This window comes from Streptomyces pluripotens, from assembly GCF_000802245.2.
Classification (GTDB): domain Bacteria; phylum Actinomycetota; class Actinomycetes; order Streptomycetales; family Streptomycetaceae; genus Streptomyces; species Streptomyces pluripotens.
In genome coordinates, this window is the sequence record NZ_CP021080.1 from 4,057,604 (window position 1) to 4,074,737 (window position 17,134).

General features: G+C 71.2%; 16 protein-coding genes and 3 pseudogenes. 6 read left to right on the forward strand and 13 right to left on the reverse strand.

The features are described 5' to 3' along the window. Window positions 1-152: 152 nt before the first annotated feature. The 3 genes from LK06_RS18435 to LK06_RS18440 form a co-directional block, all read right to left on the reverse strand. The gene (locus LK06_RS18435; RefSeq protein ID WP_039658094.1) at window positions 153-1,796 is read right to left on the reverse strand and encodes a DNA repair helicase XPB; all 1,644 of its coding nucleotides are present in this window, start codon (window positions 1,794-1,796) and stop codon (window positions 153-155) included. Window positions 1,797-1,905: 109 nt separating this feature from the next. Beyond that, window positions 1,906-2,058: a hypothetical protein gene (locus LK06_RS33255; RefSeq protein ID WP_159025229.1), complete on the reverse strand. Its 153-nt coding sequence runs from the start codon at window positions 2,056-2,058 to the stop codon at window positions 1,906-1,908. Between the two features lie 194 nt (window positions 2,059-2,252). After that, window positions 2,253-4,931, reverse strand: a complete 2,679-nt coding sequence (locus LK06_RS18440; protein ID WP_039658096.1) for a helicase C-terminal domain-containing protein — start codon at window positions 4,929-4,931, stop codon at window positions 2,253-2,255. A gap of 236 nt (window positions 4,932-5,167) precedes the next feature. On the opposite strand from LK06_RS18440, the gene LK06_RS18445 reads away from it, so the two are divergent. Beyond that, on the forward strand, window positions 5,168-6,370 hold the full coding sequence (locus LK06_RS18445) for a hypothetical protein (protein WP_086083391.1): 1,203 nt from the start codon (window positions 5,168-5,170) through the stop codon (window positions 6,368-6,370). A 49-nt stretch (window positions 6,371-6,419) separates the two neighbouring features. Then, the gene (locus LK06_RS18450; RefSeq protein WP_039650695.1) at window positions 6,420-7,067 is read left to right on the forward strand and encodes an HAD family hydrolase; all 648 of its coding nucleotides are present in this window, start codon (window positions 6,420-6,422) and stop codon (window positions 7,065-7,067) included. Here the strand turns inward: LK06_RS18450 and LK06_RS18455 are convergent. Beyond that, the gene (locus LK06_RS18455) at window positions 7,031-7,294 is read right to left on the reverse strand and encodes a hypothetical protein (protein ID WP_039650697.1); all 264 of its coding nucleotides are present in this window, start codon (window positions 7,292-7,294) and stop codon (window positions 7,031-7,033) included. The two genes, LK06_RS18450 and LK06_RS18455, sit on opposite strands and share 37 nt — an antisense overlap. A gap of 161 nt (window positions 7,295-7,455) precedes the next feature. On the opposite strand from LK06_RS18455, the gene LK06_RS34905 reads away from it, so the two are divergent. Then, on the forward strand, window positions 7,456-7,839 hold the full coding sequence (locus LK06_RS34905) for a cold-shock protein (protein WP_039650700.1): 384 nt from the start codon (window positions 7,456-7,458) through the stop codon (window positions 7,837-7,839). 5 nt (window positions 7,840-7,844) lie between these two features. On the opposite strand, the gene LK06_RS18465 is transcribed toward LK06_RS34905, so the two are convergent. The 4 genes from LK06_RS18465 to LK06_RS18480 form a co-directional block, all read right to left on the reverse strand. After that, the gene (locus LK06_RS18465) at window positions 7,845-8,705 is read right to left on the reverse strand and encodes a 1,4-dihydroxy-6-naphtoate synthase (protein ID WP_043404961.1); all 861 of its coding nucleotides are present in this window, start codon (window positions 8,703-8,705) and stop codon (window positions 7,845-7,847) included. Next, window positions 8,692-9,450, reverse strand: coding sequence for a futalosine hydrolase (locus tag LK06_RS18470; RefSeq protein ID WP_167747947.1), 759 nt, complete (start codon window positions 9,448-9,450; stop codon window positions 8,692-8,694). The genes LK06_RS18465 and LK06_RS18470 overlap by 14 nt, the downstream gene beginning before the upstream one ends. Next, the gene (locus LK06_RS18475) at window positions 9,423-9,890 is read right to left on the reverse strand and encodes a hypothetical protein (protein ID WP_039650704.1); all 468 of its coding nucleotides are present in this window, start codon (window positions 9,888-9,890) and stop codon (window positions 9,423-9,425) included. The genes LK06_RS18470 and LK06_RS18475 overlap by 28 nt, the downstream gene beginning before the upstream one ends. 240 nt (window positions 9,891-10,130) lie before the next feature. Next, window positions 10,131-11,474: an MFS transporter gene (locus LK06_RS18480; RefSeq protein WP_039650706.1), complete on the reverse strand. Its 1,344-nt coding sequence runs from the start codon at window positions 11,472-11,474 to the stop codon at window positions 10,131-10,133. A 315-nt stretch (window positions 11,475-11,789) separates the two neighbouring features. Here LK06_RS18480 and LK06_RS18485 point away from each other — a divergent pair, with 315 nt between their 5' ends. Further along, the gene (locus tag LK06_RS18485) at window positions 11,790-12,716 is read left to right on the forward strand and encodes a DUF3027 domain-containing protein (RefSeq protein ID WP_043433096.1); all 927 of its coding nucleotides are present in this window, start codon (window positions 11,790-11,792) and stop codon (window positions 12,714-12,716) included. Window positions 12,717-12,723: 7 nt separating this feature from the next. Here LK06_RS18485 and LK06_RS18490 read toward each other — a convergent pair whose 3' ends face one another. The 3 genes and pseudogenes from LK06_RS18490 to LK06_RS18500 all read right to left on the reverse strand — a co-directional run bounded on the left by LK06_RS18490 (window position 12,724) and on the right by LK06_RS18500 (window position 15,109). Beyond that, a complete protein-coding gene (locus LK06_RS18490) occupies window positions 12,724-13,317 on the reverse strand; it encodes a Uma2 family endonuclease (protein WP_043404956.1) in 594 nt (197 codons plus the stop codon). Between the two features lie 52 nt (window positions 13,318-13,369). Continuing rightward, complete coding sequence (locus LK06_RS18495; protein ID WP_039650712.1) at window positions 13,370-14,368, reverse strand: DNA-binding protein; 999 nt, start codon at window positions 14,366-14,368, stop codon at window positions 13,370-13,372. A 211-nt stretch (window positions 14,369-14,579) separates the two neighbouring features. After that, a pseudogene (locus LK06_RS18500) lies at window positions 14,580-15,109 on the reverse strand (ATP-binding protein). Here LK06_RS18500 and LK06_RS18505 point away from each other — a divergent pair. Then, window positions 15,108-16,026 (forward strand): annotated as a pseudogene (locus LK06_RS18505) (helix-turn-helix domain-containing protein). The pseudogenes LK06_RS18500 and LK06_RS18505 overlap by 2 nt on opposite strands. Beyond that, window positions 16,023-16,280: pseudogene (locus tag LK06_RS34445) on the forward strand (DUF397 domain-containing protein). The pseudogenes LK06_RS18505 and LK06_RS34445 overlap by 4 nt, the downstream one beginning before the upstream one ends. A 103-nt stretch (window positions 16,281-16,383) precedes the next feature. On the opposite strand, the gene LK06_RS33260 reads toward LK06_RS34445, so the two are convergent. Next, window positions 16,384-16,602: a hypothetical protein gene (locus tag LK06_RS33260; protein ID WP_159025311.1), complete on the reverse strand. Its 219-nt coding sequence runs from the start codon at window positions 16,600-16,602 to the stop codon at window positions 16,384-16,386. A 23-nt stretch (window positions 16,603-16,625) separates the two neighbouring features. After that, window positions 16,626-17,063: a YjdF family protein gene (locus tag LK06_RS18520; protein WP_078858780.1), complete on the reverse strand. Its 438-nt coding sequence runs from the start codon at window positions 17,061-17,063 to the stop codon at window positions 16,626-16,628. Between the last annotated feature and the right edge of the window lie 71 nt (window positions 17,064-17,134).

The window sequence follows — 17,134 nt, forward strand, 5'->3', positions numbered from 1 at the left end:
GCCACCGCCGTGCGGAAGCGGATGGTGACGCCTCTCTTCCTGCCCCGCCCCTCCCCGCCGACCAGCTTGCCCGTTGCGGCCCCGCCACCCATCGGGGAGCCGTTCTGGTCAGCCCTTCGCCAGGTTCTCGTCTGCCGGGGGAGGCGTTCCGCTCAGCCCTCCGCCAGGATCTCGTCCGCGTCCATGATGCGGTAGGCGTAGCCCTGTTCGGCCAGGAAGCGTTGGCGGTGGGCGGCGAAGTCCTGGTCGATGGTGTCGCGGGCGACGACCGAGTAGAAGTGCGCCTGGTGACCGTCCGCCTTGGGACGTAGGACGCGGCCGAGGCGCTGGGCTTCCTCCTGACGGGAGCCGAAGGTGCCGGACACCTGGATGGCGACCGTGGCCTCGGGCAGGTCGATGGAGAAGTTGGCGACCTTGGAGACGACGAGCACACTGATCTCGCCCTCGCGGAAGGCGTCGAAGAGCTTCTCGCGCTGGGCGTTGGAGGTCTCCCCCTTGATCACCGGCGCGTTCAGGTGCTCGCCCAGCTCGTCCAGCTGGTCGATGTACTGGCCGATGACGAGGATCTGCTGCCCGGCGAACCGGCGGACGATGGCCTCCGTGACCTTCCGCTTGGTGGCGGTCGTCGCACAGAAGCGGTATTTCTCCTCGGTCTCGGCCGTGGCGTAGGCGAGCCGCTCGGAGTCGGTGAGGTTGACGCGGACCTCGACGCAGTCGGCGGGCGCGATGTGGCCCTGGGCCTCGATCTCCTTCCAGGGCGCGTCGAAGCGCTTGGGCCCGATCAGGGAGAACACGTCGGACTCGCGGCCGTCCTCCCTCACCAGGGTCGCGGTCAGTCCGAGGCGGCGGCGCGCCTGTAGGTCGGCGGTGAACTTGAAGACCGGTGCGGGCAGCAGGTGCACCTCGTCGTAGACGATCAGGCCCCAGTCCCGGGAGTCGAACAACTCCAGGTGCGGGTAGACGCCCTTCCGCCTGGTGGTGAGGACCTGGTAGGTGGCGATGGTGACGGGCCGGATCTCCTTCCTCGTCCCGCTGTACTCGCCGATCTCGTCCTCGGTCAGCGAGGTCCGCTTCACCAGCTCGTGCTTCCACTGCCGGGCGGAGACGGTGTTGGTGACCAGGATGAGGGTGGTGGATTTCGCCTGGGCCATGGACCCGGCGCCGACCAGGGTCTTGCCGGCGCCGCACGGCAGCACGACGACTCCGCTGCCGCCGTGCCAGAAGTTCTCCACGGCCTGCTTCTGGTACGGCCGCAGGGCCCAGCCGTCCTCCCGCAGCTCGATCGGGTGCGCCTCGCCGTCCACGTACCCGGCGAGGTCCTCGGCGGGCCAGCCCAGCTTGAGCAGCACCTGCTTGATCTGCCCGCGCTCGGAGGGGTGCACGGCGACGGTGTCCGGGTCGATCCGGGCACCGACCAGCGGGGTGATCCGCTTGGACTTCAGGACCTCCTCCAGTACCGGCCGGTCGGTGGTGGTGAGGACCAGCCCGTGCGCGGGATGCTTGCTGAGGGTGAGCCGGCCGTAGCGGTCCATCGTCTCGGCGATGTCCACGAGCAGCGCGTGCGGCACGGGGTAGCGGCTGTACTGCACGAGGGCGTCCACCACCTGCTCGGCGTCGTGCCCGGCGGCCCGAGCGTTCCACAGGCCGAGTGGCGTGACCCGGTAGGTGTGGATGTGTTCGGGTGCCCGCTCCAGCTCGGCGAAGGGCGCGATGGCCCGACGGCAGTCGTCGGCCCGCTCGTGGTCGACTTCCAGGAGCAGGGTCTTGTCAGACTGGACGATCAGCGGACCATTCACCTAGGTAACCCCTTCCGCGTGGCCTGAGGCCAGCCAAACGTCCAGTGTGCCTTACCGGCCGGTGATCATGAGGGCCTCGGCGGCCGGAGGGCACGGACACAGCACGGGCTCAGCGGCGCACGATGCGTTCCACGGCACTGCACAGGCGGGCGAAGACGCGGTAGGCGTCCGCGCGCTGCCGGGGGTTGGGGCTGAGGCAGGCCACGAGGACGGCGATCACTACCGGCAGGAGGAGGGCGAGGGACACGATGGGGGCGCTCATGCAGCCAACGTAGGACGGTGAGCGGAAGGCCGTCGGGCCCGAATGTCCACGGGCGGATCTTGCGCCCCGGGCCGGTCGGCGGTAGTACTCCAAGAGTATCTGGAGAGGTGGCGCTCCCCTCCCGGGACGCGATCAGATTGACCGGAAACGATCGCAGATCGACGCGCGGTGCCGCATCCGGTCGGCCCTGTCCGTCATTCGTCCGCGAGTTCCGCCACTCCCGTGATCCGGTGCAGCGGATAGGTCCGTACCTCGTCTGCCGTGTGGTCGTACGCCGTCACGAAGCCGCCCTCCACCCGGACGGGGGCGATGACGCGTTGGCTGGCGGCACCCTCGGCGTTGACGTAGCCGATCCACAGGGACTCATGGGTGAGGACCGCGGCCTGCATGGTCGCCAGGGTCTCGGCGGAGGAAGTGCGGGGCAGCTCGCCGCCCGTCGGCGCCGTCCCGGTGCTCTTGCGCGGGGCGGTGGCGGCCAGGTCACCGGCCCGGATGGCACGGATCGCGGCCGTCAGGAGCGTGGCGTCGGGCGGTGGCGGCCCGTCCGGCACCGGCTCGGGCGCGGTGCGTGGTGGAGTGCGGTGGGCGTGTGCCCGGGTGACGAGGACATCGCCCTCGGCGGACTCGGCGGCCGGTGCGTAGCCCATCGCGCGCAGGCCCTCCAGCAGCGTGGCCGGGTCGCACGGGGCGGCCAGCACGGTCGGGGCCAGCCGGCGCAGGCGCAGCGCGGCGGCGCGCCGATCGGCGAGGATCTCGTTCAGCAGGGTGTCGTCGTCGCAGCGCACGTATGCCGAGGCTGCGCCCACCCGCAAGTGACCGTGTTTGCGGGCCACGTCGTCGATCAGGTAGGCGAGCGGCTGGGGGACCGGGGTGCGGGAGTGCTCGGTGAGGAAGGCGTGCAGGTCGGCGGCGGTCTGGCCGGCGTCCAGGGCCCGACGGACCGAGGCCGGGGTGAAGCGGTACACGGTCGCGCCCCCTTTGGACTCTACGTCCGCGAGCACCCCCAGTGCGTCGGCGAGCGGGCGCTGCAGCGGGCCCGGGGCCACCGCGGTCAGGTCGGCCTGGAGCAGCACGTGGTCCACGGGCTCGGGAAGGAGCGGCGCGAGCAGCCGCACCGCGTCGGCCGCGGCCCGGGACCGCTCGGCGGAGGAGAGGGAAGCGTGGGACACGGGCGTCCGGCGATGACGTACCGGGAGTTTGTCACCGGGGCCGGAGGGCTGCGGGGAGCCGGCCGGGGCGAGGCGGGGGCGCGCCGCGGACGGGACCGGGGAGCCGGCGGGTGCGCCGGGCCCGGGGGAGCCGGCCGAAAAGGTGGCTGACGGGACGGGCCCGGGGGAGTCGGTGTGGGGGACCGGTGGGCCCAGTAGGGCTCGGCCGTGCGCGGACAGCGCGCCCCGGCCGGTGATCCCCAGCAGCTCCGCCTCCGACAGCGTCCAGCGGGCGAGTCTGGTGCGCAGGTCGGCGTCATCGTCGCCCTCCGGTGCCCGGCCCCGCTCGCGCGAGGCGGTACCCGTCGCCCCGCGCAGCGGTCGTTCCCAGCGCAGTCGGGCCAGTACGGACTCGGTGTCCGGGGCGGCACCACCTTCCAGCCCGGCCAGCAGGGTCAGCACCCGGTGCCGCACCTCGGGCGCGGAGGAGCGGTCGAGGCCCGGGCCGAGAGCGGAGAGCGCGCGGTCCTTCGCGTCCCGCCCACCGACCAATCCTGGTGTGCGGGTGGCCGCCAGCCAGGCCTCCGCGAGCCGGGCCCAGCGCTCGGCGGCGGGCCGTTCCAGCCAGTCGTCGTAGGCGGGAGTGGCCGCGTACCGCTCGTCGGCCTCGCCGTCGGAGGCGAGCAGACCGGCTGCATGGGCCAGCTCGGTCCAGAAGGCGGCGACCGTTTCGGGTACGTCCAGGGCGACGGCGGTCCGTTTCAGATCGCGGACGCTGAGCCCGCCAGCCCGCAGTACGGTCGGGCCGCCCTCGTCCCATTCCTTCAGCAGTTCCTCGATGGTGGCCAGGGCGGTGTACGCCTGTCCGGCCGCGGTCGCGTCCACCACCTGTGGATCACGGGTGGCCGCCGGTTCCACCGCGGGCGGCAGCGGCTCGGGCGCGCGGTGGGCGCGGCCCTCGCGCAGGTGCAGGGCGACCTCCCGGGGCAGGACGACCGTGCCGGGCGTGGTCGGCAGGAGGAGGCCCCGGTCGAGCAGCCAGCGCAGATGCGTGGCCGGGTCCGGGGTGACCTGTCCGTACGGCGGCCCCCACATCAGTCGGGACAGCACTTCGCGGGAGCCCTCCGGGGCCCCGGAGAGTAGCCCGGCCATCTTCTTCCGGTCGGTGAACAGCGCGGTCAGTGCGGCCACGGCAGACACCGAGTCGTGAGTCGAGGGCAGCCCGGCGGTTGCCACGATCTCCTGGATACGGCCCGGAGACATACCCGAGGTGGCCTCCTGCACGCTGGGCCCGAGACCGGTCGGGGAGGGATGCTGCGGTGACGGCGCGAGCAGTTCGCGGGCCGTGCGGACGAGCCGCAGCCGATCGTCGTCGCCCCACACCAGTGCCTGCTCGCGCAGGACACCCACGGCGAGCGGCAGTGCTTCGGCGATGGTCTCGTCACCGGCGTCCCCGGCCATCAGACCGAGCAACGTCCGGTAGGAGGCCGGGTCCGGGGCCACGGCCAGGGCCTCCGCGGTCTGCAGCGCGAACCGGTCCAGCCGCTCCAGCGCGCGCAGCACCGAGGCGCGGGTGCCGGCCCGGGTGGCCAGTTGGGTGAGATCGGTCGGTACGGGGGTGATGAGATCCGGGCGGCTGCGCAGCAGCGCGGCCAGGGAGGCGTCATCCCTGGCACGGAGCGCTTCCGCGAGGGAGCGGGGGGCGGATGGGGCCTCGGGGCTCATCCGGCCAACGGTATCCGACATCCCGTCCCGCCCGGAGTCCAAGGGCCGGGAGCGGCGCGGAACGGCCCGGCCGGCGGGTGAGAGCGGAGTGGCACCGAGTGGTTCACCCGGAGCCCTCCGAATCGGAGCCGGCGGTCCCTGGGGAGCAGTCGCACCGAACCGGGTGACCGGGAAGAACCAGGAAGAAGCGGTAACGTCTCACGGGGTTTCAGTCGGCGTCACCCCGGAGGGGTTCCGTGGGGATCGAAAGCGACCAGGTCGTCTACGAGTATCTGAGCCGCGTCGGAGACGTTGCTCAGCAGCGGCAGCTGCCGTCGGCCACGCGGATGCGGCTCGTCTCGGAGTTGCGCAACGAAATTGACCGGCGCCGGGCCAAGGCGACGGTGGACTCTCCCGCCGTCGTCCGCCGCATCCTGGACCACCTCGGTGCCCCCGATGAGATCGTCGAGGCCGCGGGGGGCACCGCAGGTGCGGGTACCGGCCGGATTCCGCCGCCGTCCGCCGCCGTACCCGTGCAGCCCACGTCCGGGGAGCGCGGGCCGGAACCGGCGGATGCGGAACGGCCCAAGGGGCTGCGCCGGATCGTGCCCCGCCCGCGTTCCGCCGAGACGGGGCCCTCCGCCGAGGCCGGGGCGTCTGCCGGGGCCGGAACGTCCGCTGGGCCCGGGGTGCCCGCCCCGCGCGAGGCCCCCTCCCCGCCGCACCTCGCCGCCCCGCACGAACTGGGTGACGGCGCCGTACAGCCCGACTGGTGGCGGGTGGGCAACAGCCCCTTCGGCTCCCCCGCGGACAGCCCCTTCGGCTCCCCCGCGGACAGCCCCTTCGGCTCCCCCGCGGACAGCCCGTTCGGGGACGCCGACCCGGTGCCGGGGTTCGTCGGCGGGGTGGAGATCCCCGAACTGCTCAAACGACCCGCGGAAGGGACGGTTCAGGAGGCGCCAGGGTCCGCTCGGGACACCGAGCCGGAAGCGGCCCCCTCCGTTCCCGCCCCGCGTCGCGGGCTGTTCGGACGCAGAGCGTCCGCCCCTGCCCCCGTCCCGGCCCCGGAGCCTCCCACCGCCCCCGCCCGCCGCCCCCGTCGTCTGCTGCCCGGACCCGCCGCCGGCTGGTCCAACCCCCTCCTGCTGCTAGCTGCCGCCGCACTGGTCGCCGGTGCCGTGCTCGGCAACTGGTTCGCGCTGATCCTGGGTTGGTTGACCGCCTACGGTTCCCGGCGGCTGACGCCGGCGGAGAGCAAGTGGGCGGTACTGGTCCTGCCCGGCACCGCGGTCGCGGCCGGACTGGTGTGGTTGTGGGGGAGGAACGACGGCCGCTGGGGCGAGCCGATCCTCCAGGGGCACATGAACGACGCCGTCGCCCAGACCTGGCCGTGGGTGGTCCGCGGCGCGGCCGTGGCCTCGGCGCTGTACCTCGTGTGGCGTTCACAACGCAGGGGCTGATCGTTGCCGAGGCCCTCGGGCGGACCCGGTGCCGTACCCACCCGGCACAATGTCCGTCATGACGCCGCCTGCCCTCACCGTCGGGTTCGACCTCGACATGACCCTGATCGACTCCCGGCCGGGCATCCGTGCCTGCTACGTGGCGCTGTCGGAGCGGACGGGGACGTACATCGACGCGGATCTGGCGGTGACCCGGCTCGGCCCGCCGCTCGCCGAGGAACTGATCAACTGGTTCTCGGCTGAGCAGGTGCCCGCGATGGCCGACCTGTACCGGGAGATGTACCCGTCGATCGCCATCGCCGCGACCCCGGCCATGGCGGGCGCCGGGGAGGCGCTGGCCGCGGTGCGGGCGGCCGGCGGGCGGACGCTGGTGGTGACCGCGAAGCACGAGCCGAACGCCCGGCTCCACCTGGCGCACCTGGGCATCGAGCCAGACGTGGTCGTCGGCGACCTGTGGGCCGAGCGCAAGGCGGAGGCCCTGCGCGAGCACGGCGCGGCCGTGTACGTCGGGGACCACACCGGGGACGTACGCGGGGCCCGTACCGCAGGGGCGCTGTCGGTGGCCGTGGCGACCGGCCCCTGCCCCGCCGGCGAACTGCGCGCGGCCGGGGCGGACGTGGTCCTCGCGGACCTCGCCGCGTTTCCTCGGTGGCTGGCCGGTTACCGCGAAGCGCTCGGGGTGGCGCCCCGCGCCTGACGCCGACCGGCCGCGATCGATCGCAGGACACCCGCACCGGCGATGAGGAAACCGACGGCCATGAGCATGCTCAATCCGAACATGTACGTCGGAAAGGGCTTCGTTCCGAGGAACAGCGGCGCCACCGTGACCAGGGTGGCCACGGCGCCGATGAAGAACACGACGGCACCGGCGCGGATCAGTCGGTCACCGGGTGCGGCGGAATTCGTTTGGGTTTTGTCACGCACCGGACCAGGGTAGTTCCCTGCGCGAGAGAACAAGCCAGGGACGTCTTGTCACCCGCTCGCAGACCATTAGCCTGGGTAGCGGCGGGTCACGGTCGACCCGCTCTAGTGCTATCAAGAGCCGTTTCCGAAGTTTCCCGACGAGGACGAGGACGAGGACAGACGTGCCTACCGGCAAAGTCAAGTGGTTCAACAGCGAGAAGGGCTTCGGCTTTCTCTCCCGCGACGACGGCGGCGACGTCTTCGTCCATTCCTCGGTTCTCCCCGACGGAGTCGATGCGCTTAAGCCCGGACAGCGGGTGGAGTTCGGTGTCGTCGCCGGTCAGCGCGGCGACCAGGCGCTGTCAGTGACCGTGCTCGACCCAGCGCCCTCGGTCGCCGCCGCCCAGCGCAAGAAGCCGGACGAACTCGCTTCGATCGTGCAGGATCTGACGACCCTTCTCGAAAACGTCGCCCAGTCGCTGGAGCGGGGCCGCTACCCCGAAAAGATGCACGGCCGGAAGATCGCCGGAATGCTGCGGGCGGTCGCCGACCAACTGGACGTCTGACGCGCCTACGGGAACGCGAGCGCGTCCGGGCCGAGGGGCGGTACGAGTCCCTCGGCCGCCGCGCGGGTGAGTAGGCCGCGGACCGCCGCGTAGCCCTTCTCACCGAGGCCGGCGGTGAACTCGTTGACGTACAGCCCGATGTGCTGGTCGGCGACGACCGGGTCCATCTCCTGGGCGTGTGCCATGACGTAGGGCCGCGAGGCTTCCGGGTCGTCCCAGGCGGCCCGCACAGAGGCGCGGATGGACTCGGCGAGCCTGCTCAGGGTGTCGGCGCCCAGCGACCGTTTGGCGATGATCGCGCCCAGCGGGATCGGCAGCGCGGTGGTCCGCTCCCAGTGTTCGCCCATGTCGGCGAGCTTGTGTAGCCCGTAGTTCTGGTAGGTGAACCGGGCCTCGTGGATGACCAGACCGGCGTCCACCTTGCCGTCCCGCACGGCCGGCATGATCTCGTGGAAGGGCATGACGACGATCTCGCCGACCCCGCCACCGGTCAGGGTGTCCGCCGCCCACAACCGGAACAGCAGGTAGGCGGTCGACTTCTCGCTCGGCACGGCGACCGTACGTCCCGCCAGATCCGTGCCCGGCTCCCGCGTGAGCAGGAGTGGCCCGCAGCCCCGCCCCAGGGCGCCCCCGCACGGCACCAGGGCGTACTCACCGAGGACGTACGGCAGGACGGCGTACGACACCTTCAGTACGTCGAACTCGCCGCGCTCGGCCATGCCGTTGGTGATGTCGATGTCGGCGAAGGTCACGTCCAGCGCGGGCGCGTCGGGGACGCGGCCGTGGGCGAGGGCGTCGAAGACGAAGGTGTCGTTCGGACAGGGCGAGTACGCGATCTGCAGGGGCTGCTGTTCACCGGTCGTCATGCTGTGTCCAACTCTCCAGTACGGGTGCGAGCTTCCCGAACGCCTCGGTGAGGGCGGTGAGGGCGTCGCCGATGCGCCAGGCGCCGCGGTCGCGCGGACCGACCGGATTGGAGACCGCACGGATCTCCAGCACGGGCGTTCCGTGCGCGGTCGCCGCTTCCGCCACCCCGAAACCCTCCATGGCCTCGGCGAGCGCGCGGGGGTGCCGGGCGCGCAGTTCGGCGGCGCGCGCGGCGGTGCCGGTGGCGGTGGACACGGTTAGGACCGTGCCGGCCGGGGCGCCGATCGCCCGGGCCGCGGCCCGCACGAGCGATCCCGGCGGGATGTGGGTGACCGTGCCGAAACCCAGTTCGGTCACCGGGAGGAAGCCGTCGGCGGTCTCGGCGCCCAGATCGGCCGCGGTGATCCCGTCGGCGACGACGAGTGAGCCGATGGGTGCCTCGGGTTGGAAACCGCCGCCGATACCGGTCGAGACGACCAGGTCGTAGGGGGTGCCGGTGACGCGGGCCGCGGTGAGGGCGGCGGAGGCGGAAGCGGCGGCGAGGGCCGGGCCGACACCGGCGTCGAGCAGATCCCAGCCCCTGGCCGCACGGGTCAGGCACACGCCCGGCAGCCGGACCTGCTCCGCCTCGGCGGCCGAGCCCGGGAACGCACGTGCCACCGCGTCCCGTTCGGCGGGGACGGCGGTGGCTACGAGAATCCGTGCGGACGTCGCGATCAGGCCTTCTTCAGCTTGAAGGACCACAGACCCTTCGTCTCGTCCATCTGGATGGTCACGGTGTTGGTGTCGCCCTGGGTGCCGTACTGGGCGTTGAAGAACGCACTACCGGGAATCGTCCGGTAGGTCTTCTTGCTGGAGTCGGTGAACTGGCGGCCGTTCACCAGGATCGTCCAACCGCTGTCCGCGATCTTCGGGTCGACGCCGAAGCGGACCGACTCGTCCTGGTCCACCTTGATCGACTCGACGTTGCCGGAGTTCTTGACACACTCTGCCAGCGACTTGGCGTTCAGCTTGTTGCCGTCGTTGTAGCAGAGAGCCTCGGAGTGGACGGAGTCCCGGCCGACGGTGATCGTCGCGACGGGTGTCGGCTTGTCGCAGGCCGACAGAACGAGCAGTCCGGCGGAAACGGCGCCGGCGGCGGCGACGACGCGGCGGCGTCGCACAACGGATTGCAGCGTGGTCATGGCCGAAGGCTATAGGGCGCCCGGAGCCGTCCGCCCATGCGGGGTGCGGCGTGCCCGGTTCGTTACGCCAGGTGCGCTTGGTGCGGCGAGGCTGATGTCCGGTTCGTCATGCTGCGGACGAGTTACGCCCCCCCCGCTGTGTCGCCCGGGCCCGCGCTACGCCACCCGCGTGCCCGGCTGTGCGGTGTGGGCCTGCAGTGATGTCGTCCGTGCCGATGGCTGCGCCGTCCAGGACCGCGGCTACGCCACCCGCGCGTGCGCCCGGCCGCCGTGCCGGGCCGAGGCGAGCAGCCCGCGCAGGGTGGTCAGCCAGCCCGCCGCCACGATCGTGGCGGCGACCGCCAGGCCGGCCGTGCCGTTGAGGGGCATCACGATGCCGACCGCACCCCCGAACACCCACGCCATCTGCAGCAGCGTCTCCGAGCGGGCGAAGGCCGAGGTGCGCACCTGTTCCGGCACGTCCCGCTGGATCAGCGCGTCCAGTGACAGCTTGGCCAGTGCCTGTGCGAACCCGGCGACCGCGGCGAGACAGGCCACCAGAAGCGCACCGAAGAACAGGGCCGCGATGATCGCCGTACCCAACACCAGTGCGACGACGCTCACGATGATGATCTCCGGAGCGCGTGATTTCAGCCATGCTCCGACGGCCGTTCCCAGGGCGTTGCCCGTACCGGCCGCGACCCCGACTATGCCCAGCGAGACCGCCGCGCTCTGTCCGGTCAGCGGGTGTTCGCGCATCAGGAAGGCGAGGAAGAAGATCAGGAAGCCGGACAGGCAGCGCAGGGCCGCATTGGCGCCGAGGGCGTGCGTGACGGCGGGGCCCACGGTCCGCAGCCCCGGCCGTTTGGCCTGCCTGCGCTGCGGTCCGTGCAGATGCTGTGCGTCGGCCGCGAGCAGCGCCACGCCCTCGCCCTTGGCCGAGTCCACCTTGGGTGGCAGGGAGAACGACAGGAACGTGCCCGCAATGAAGATCACGAAGGCGCCGTAGAGCGGCCAGGGGTCCCCGAGGACGTGCAGCCCCGCCGCCACCGGCGCGGCGACGCCGGTCGCCAACAGCCCGGCGAGGGTGACCCGTGAATTGGCCTTCACGAGGGCGAACCGGGGCGGCAGCAACCGCGGTACGACGGCGCTTCTGACCACCCCGTACGCCTTGGAGGCCACCAACACTCCGAGGGCGGCCGGGTACAACTCCAGACTTCCCTGGGCCACCGCGCCGGAGATGACCAGCGCCAGCAGCGCCCGGGCGAGCATGGCGCCGGCCATCGCGGCGCGCCGGCCGTGCGGCAGCCGGTCCAGGAGCGGCCCGATGACCGGGGCGAGGACGGTGAACGGCGCCATGGTGATGGCGAGATACAGCGCGACCCGCCCCCGCGCCTCGTCGGTCGGCACGGAGAAGAACACGGTGGACGCGAGCGCCACGGTGATCATGACGTCCCCGGCGCCGTTCACCGCGTGCAGTTCGATCAGCTTGCTCAGCCCCGACTCGCCCGCGCCATGCGCGTGCGTGGCCTTGCGGATGCCCCGCACGGTCCCGGTGACCGGAAACCGCAGGGCACGGCCCACCGCGCGGACGGCACCACCCATCTGGCCCGCACCGCCGCCCCGACCACTTGCCTTGTCCCCGACTGCCACGACGTTCATAGTGCCCCGAGACGGCGGCGGATGGTGAGGTTACGGCGCGCGTGGGCGCGGGAAACCTCGCCGCGCGGCAGCGGACTGTCCCCCACCACCACGGACGGGGTAGCGTGCGTATCTCAGCCATCAAGCAGAATGGATGGCAGAGGTGCGCCCAAGCGCGATCGGATGCAGACGTCGATGCGGCCCGAAGGTCCGCTCCGTCCGCTTCACCGCCGGAGGCAGCCGCACTCGACGAGACGGCGTAGGAGAGAAGCGATACCTGTGAGCGCAGCGACAACGCGAAGCCGCACCCCCGACCGTCTGTGCGCCGAGGCCGTCGACCTCGCCCGCACCGCCGCCGAGGAGGCCGCCGCGCCCGGCGTGGTCGGCGAGCACACGGGCCTGCTGTCGGAGGGTGACCGCGTCGTCACCCACTTCTTCGAGTGCAAGGAACTGGGCTACCGCGGCTGGCGCTGGGCGGCGACGGTGGCCCGTGCCTCCCGCGCCAAGGTCGTCACCCTCGACGAGGTGGTCCTCCTCCCCGGTCCCGACGCCCTCCTCGCCCCCGAGTGGGTCCCGTGGAGCGAGCGGCTGCGTCCGGGCGACCTCGGTCCCGGAGACCTGCTCCCCACCGATCAGGAGGACCTACGGCTGGAACCCGGCTACACGGCCGAGGACGAGCCGGCGCCCCGCTCGGTGATGTCGCACGAGATGGCGGAACTGGCGGAGGCGGAGGACGCCGACGTCACCCCCGGCGCCCCTGCGGTCCAGCCGACGACCCCCGTCCGTGGCTCGATCGCCGCGGTGGCGGAGGAGCTCGGCATGCGCCGCGCCCGGGTCCTGTCCCGTTACGGCCTGCATGTCGCGGCCGACCGCTGGGAAGAGTCCTTCGGCGCCAAGACCCCCATGGCCCAGGCGGCCCCGGCCACCTGTGTGACCTGTGGTTTCCTCACCCCGATCGGTGGCTCCCTGGGCCAGGCCTTCGGCGTCTGCGCCAACGAGTTCTCCCCGGCGGACGGCCGTGTGGTCTCGCTCTCCTACGGCTGCGGCGGCCACTCGGAGGCGGCGGTCATGCCGAAGCCGCCCCAGCCGGCCCCGCCGGTCGTCGACGAGACGAAGGTCGAACCGTTTCCGCTGCACCCCGCGCGCGACGCGGGCTCGGTCCCGGCGGCGACCGACGAGGCGACGGCGGAACTGGGCCACTCCTAGCGGTGGCTCAGTCGCCGTGCAGCGGCAGGTTCTGCGTCGGGACGGTCCAGTCGCCGATGGTGACGTCCTCGCCGTACACGAAGTCCTTGCGGGGCGCGTAGCGCGGCCCGGCGGGGGTGGGGTGGACGTCGGTGAAGACGGCACCGGTCCCGGTACGGGGGTCGAAGACCGCGTAGACGGGAACGCCGAGGAGCGGATAGTCCCGGATCTTGCCGACCCAGTCGTTGTCGGGGTTGGAGCGGGAGACGACCTCGACCGCGGCGAGGAGGGTGCGGGGGTCGAAGGCCCCGTCGCCTTCCCTGTTCGCTTCGGCGATCACCATGATGTCCGGACGTCGCAGGATGCCCTCCGGCTCGTCCTCCACATCCGGTTCACCGGTGTGGGCCACGATCTCCTCCGGCATGATGTTCTCCAGGCGTTTCCTCAGACGTAGCACGGTGAGTTCGTGCGGTCTGACGGGCGACATCATGTCGTGGACGATCCCTTCCTTGGTGATCTCGAACTTGCCGGGGAGGGTGTCGTCCATCGACTGGACGAAGTCCCGCATGGCCCGGTACAGGTGCGAGGCCTCCCGTCGCGCGTCGTCCGGCGCCATGGTCATGGGGCTCGCTCCTCGTCGTCTGTGTCCAGGGGCAAGGATCGTTGCTTTCATGCTAGGCGGCCTCCGGGAGATCGGAGCGGCAGCCGGGGCAGAGCCCTGGGGTCGGGGAGCGGAACGCGTGGTCGCAGCCGTCGCAGTTCTGGAGTGGGTGCCGGACCGGTGGCGGGGGTTCCGGTGCCCGGAACGGCGGCACGGGAGGCAGGCGGGTCGCCAGCCGGTGGGCCAGCAGGGCCGCCGGGCGGCACAGCGGCTCGGCCGGCAGACCCGTGGTCAGGGCGCGGCGTACGGCTGCCGGTGGCATGTCCCGTTCCAGCCAGGCGGCGACTCCAGGGGCCAGGTGGGCCGTGTCGGTCTCGCTCAGCAGCAGACGGGGGTCGTGGCGGCGCAGGTCCGCCAGCAGGTCCGTGGCGAGTCGGATGAGCTCGGGGGAGGAACAGGCCGGGCGCGGTACCGGGGGGAGCGGCTTGCGGGGCACCTTCTCCGGCTTCTCCGGCTTCTCCGGCTTGTTTGGCTTGTTTGGCTTGCTTGGCCTCTTGGCCTTCTTCGGGTTCTCGGGGGTCTCCAGGGTTTCCGGGTTCTCCAGGGTCTTCGGGTCTTTCGGGGTCTTCGGGTCCTCCGGGCTCCTGTGGCCGGGCGGTGGCGGCCCGGGCTCGTAGGACGCTTCCTGGTGCCCCGGTCGGTTGCAGGAGACCGTGCGGGTGACGATACGGCCGTCCGTCAGACGTCGGCGCTCACGGCGCAGGTAGCCGTGCGCCTCCAGCTCCCGCAGCGCCCTGGCCACCCGAATCGCTCCCTCGGGGAAGCGCCCGGCGAGCGTCTTGATGTCTACGCGGGCCCCCGCCGGGAGCGACTGGATGTACACGCCGATGCCGATGGCGAGTCCCGACAGCTCCGGGTGTTGGGCCAAGTGGTTGCCGATCACCGTGAAGTTGCGGGTGTGGCGGGTGTTGTCGTGGACCAGCCCGGCGGAACCGCGCCCCCGGTTCGGGTGTTTGTTGGCGGCAACGCGGGACTGGAGGTGCTTGGACGCGCTAGGGTTCTGGGTATCCATCAGGAATGGGGTTTTTCCTCGGTGGTCAGGCCCTCGATCGGGATCGCTACTCCCGGCCGGGGGCCGATGTATTTTCGCGGCCTTGTGACCTGCTGCTCGCGCCGAGCGTAGAGCGCGCAACCCAACGCCACGCCAGCCGAGTTGGCGATATTCACCCTCGCGAGTGAGTTTGCCCCTGCGGAGGGGAGGGGGTGGGTTGGGTGGGGTTCTTTCACCTCGTCGTTCTTTGGGAAAGACCGCTCTCGGTGCCGGAGCACGGATTCTCGGGCGCCGGTCGGCAGCACACCTCCGCCCACACCGTCTTGCGCGGCGACGGCCAAGGCGCGGTACCCCACCGGTCGGCGAGCGCGTCCACGAGGAGGAGCCCCCGGCCGATGCCCGCATCGGGAGCGGGGCGCGCCGCCGGGCGGGGGAGCCGGTCACCGCGCGTGTCGGTCACCTCGATACGGAGGGTGTCGGCGACGACGTAGAGCGTCAGCCGGAAGTCCTGTCCCGCCACCCTGCCGTGCGTGGCCGCGTTGGCGGCGAGTTCGGCCACGATCAGCTCCGCCGGGTCCGACGGGAAGCCCCAGGTGCGCAGTTGCCGTGCGGCGGGCAGGCGGGCAGGCGGGCGAGGCGGGCTCCGCGCGGGGTGGGGGACAGCCGCACGGTGAAGTTCGGGATGCGGGTGGAGATTTGCTCGTTCACATCACTCAGCGTGGTGGGGTGTGCATACCGTGAGAAGAGACATGACGGATACATGGAGTCACTGTCCGTGGCTTGTCCGGAGGCGTCCGGACTGTCGGGAAAGAGCCGCGGTGTGCGCGAGGAAGAGGAGCCGGGCTGGGAGGCCGACCCGGACGACGACTGGGGCGTGGCCCTCATCGCCACGGTGGGAGGCCAGTTGAAGCTGCGCCGCGAGGCGGTGGGGATGCGGGCCGCCGACTTCGCCAGGACCATCGGGTACGGCGAGGACCTGGTTTACAAGGTGGAGTCCGGGAAGCGGATCCCACGGCCGAGTACCTGGACAAGGCGGACAGCGTGCTGGAGGCGGGCGGGCTGCTCGCCGCGATGAAGGAGGACGTGGAAAAGGTCCGGTACCCGAAGAAGGTGCGGGATCTGGCCAAGATGGAGGCAAGGGCGGTTGAGCTTCAGCTCTACGATCCGCTGAACATCCATGGGTTGTTGCAGACACCGAAGTATGCGAGAGCGTTGTTCACGATGCGACGGCCTGCTTTCATCCGAAGCGACATCGACCGAGGGGTGGCGGCGCGAGTTGCCCGAAAGTCTGTCTTTGACCGCGATCCGGCACCCGAACTCAGCTTTGTACTGGATTTGTACTGGAGGAGTGGGTGCTGCGGCGCCCTCTGGGCGGCAAGCCACTACTCCGACAGCAGCTTGAACACATCCTGGAGGTCGAACAACGGAGGAACGTCGAAATTCAGGTGATGCCGATGCACCGCGAGGAGCACGCTGGAACAGAGGGAGGGATCGAAGTGCGGGAGTTTGAGGACGGGGCGGCGGTGGGGCGCTCTCCGGGAGTGGTCAACGGCCGTCCGGTCTCCGAACCACGGCAGCTCCGTATCCTCGGACTGAGGTATGGCATCATCCGGGCCCAGGCTCTGCCACCAGGGGAGTCGACGTCCTTCATCGAGCAATTGCTGCTGGGGGCAACATGATCCGTTGGTTCAAGAGCAGTTACAGCAGCAGTGAGATCGACTCCTGCGTAGAAGTGGCCCTCGACTGATTCAAGAGCAGTTACAGCGACGGCTCCGAAGGTGACTCCTGCATCGAGGTGGCCCTGCACCCGACCGTTCCCACCCCCACCACCGTCCACATCCGCGACTCCAAGCAGGCCGGTGGCGGCCCCGTCCTCACCGTGGCCCCCGCGACCTGGACGGACTTCGTGAGGTACGCCGTAGCCGGGCACTGACGGCGGGTCATGTGTGTTCCGGCGTTCGACGCGCTTCCCGTTGCATCCTCAGCGGCGCGGCCTGACGGAGGGCCGGCGTCCGCCTCACCGCACAGGAGACGTCCTAGGAGTCCCGGTCGCTGCGCAGATCGTCCTGCGACGGCGGGGGCGGCAGGGCCTGGTGCGGATCGAACGCCCTGAACCGCTTGCCCGCCGTCGGCGGACGTGCTTCCAGCCGTTTCGGCTCGACCGGCTCGACGTCGAACAGCCCGTCCCCATCATGCGCACCGGGATCAACCCGTAAGGGACATGGCCAGATCCACGCCTCTGGAGAACCGGTCACCCGTCTCACGGTTGTCCGTCCTCTCAATGCCCGCGCTTCCGGCGCTTGCGCTTGGCCTGCGCCAAGGCGTATTTGCGCTCAGCCTCGTCCTGCTTTCGCCTCTTGGACTCAGCTGCGGCCGACGACTTGCGCTGTTCAAGTTCCAGCCGTAGCGCTTCCTGAGACGCGGTACTGCGTCGCCCCTGTGCCACTCGGGCGGCCTCCCGGGCGGCCAGCCTCACAGCCCGCTTCGGGTTGTGCCGCACCGGGTGCCGGGTCTCCACGGGAACCGCGGGGTTGGCCTGCGCACGTTCTAGCAGCGCTGTGCCATGACGTAGCAGGAACTGATACAGCTCGGCGTCCGTGGGCTCACTACCGAACACATGCCGAGTGGCGCGGACCTCGCCTGCCTCGGCGATTTCAAGGACTCCGACCCAGAACGGGGCATCGAAGCAGACCGTCAGGGTCACTGAGGTAGTCACAGAACTCTCCAGTACATGCCAGCCGCCGGCCTGACGAGGCCGGATTCCGGCACACGGGACATCCCTGGAGA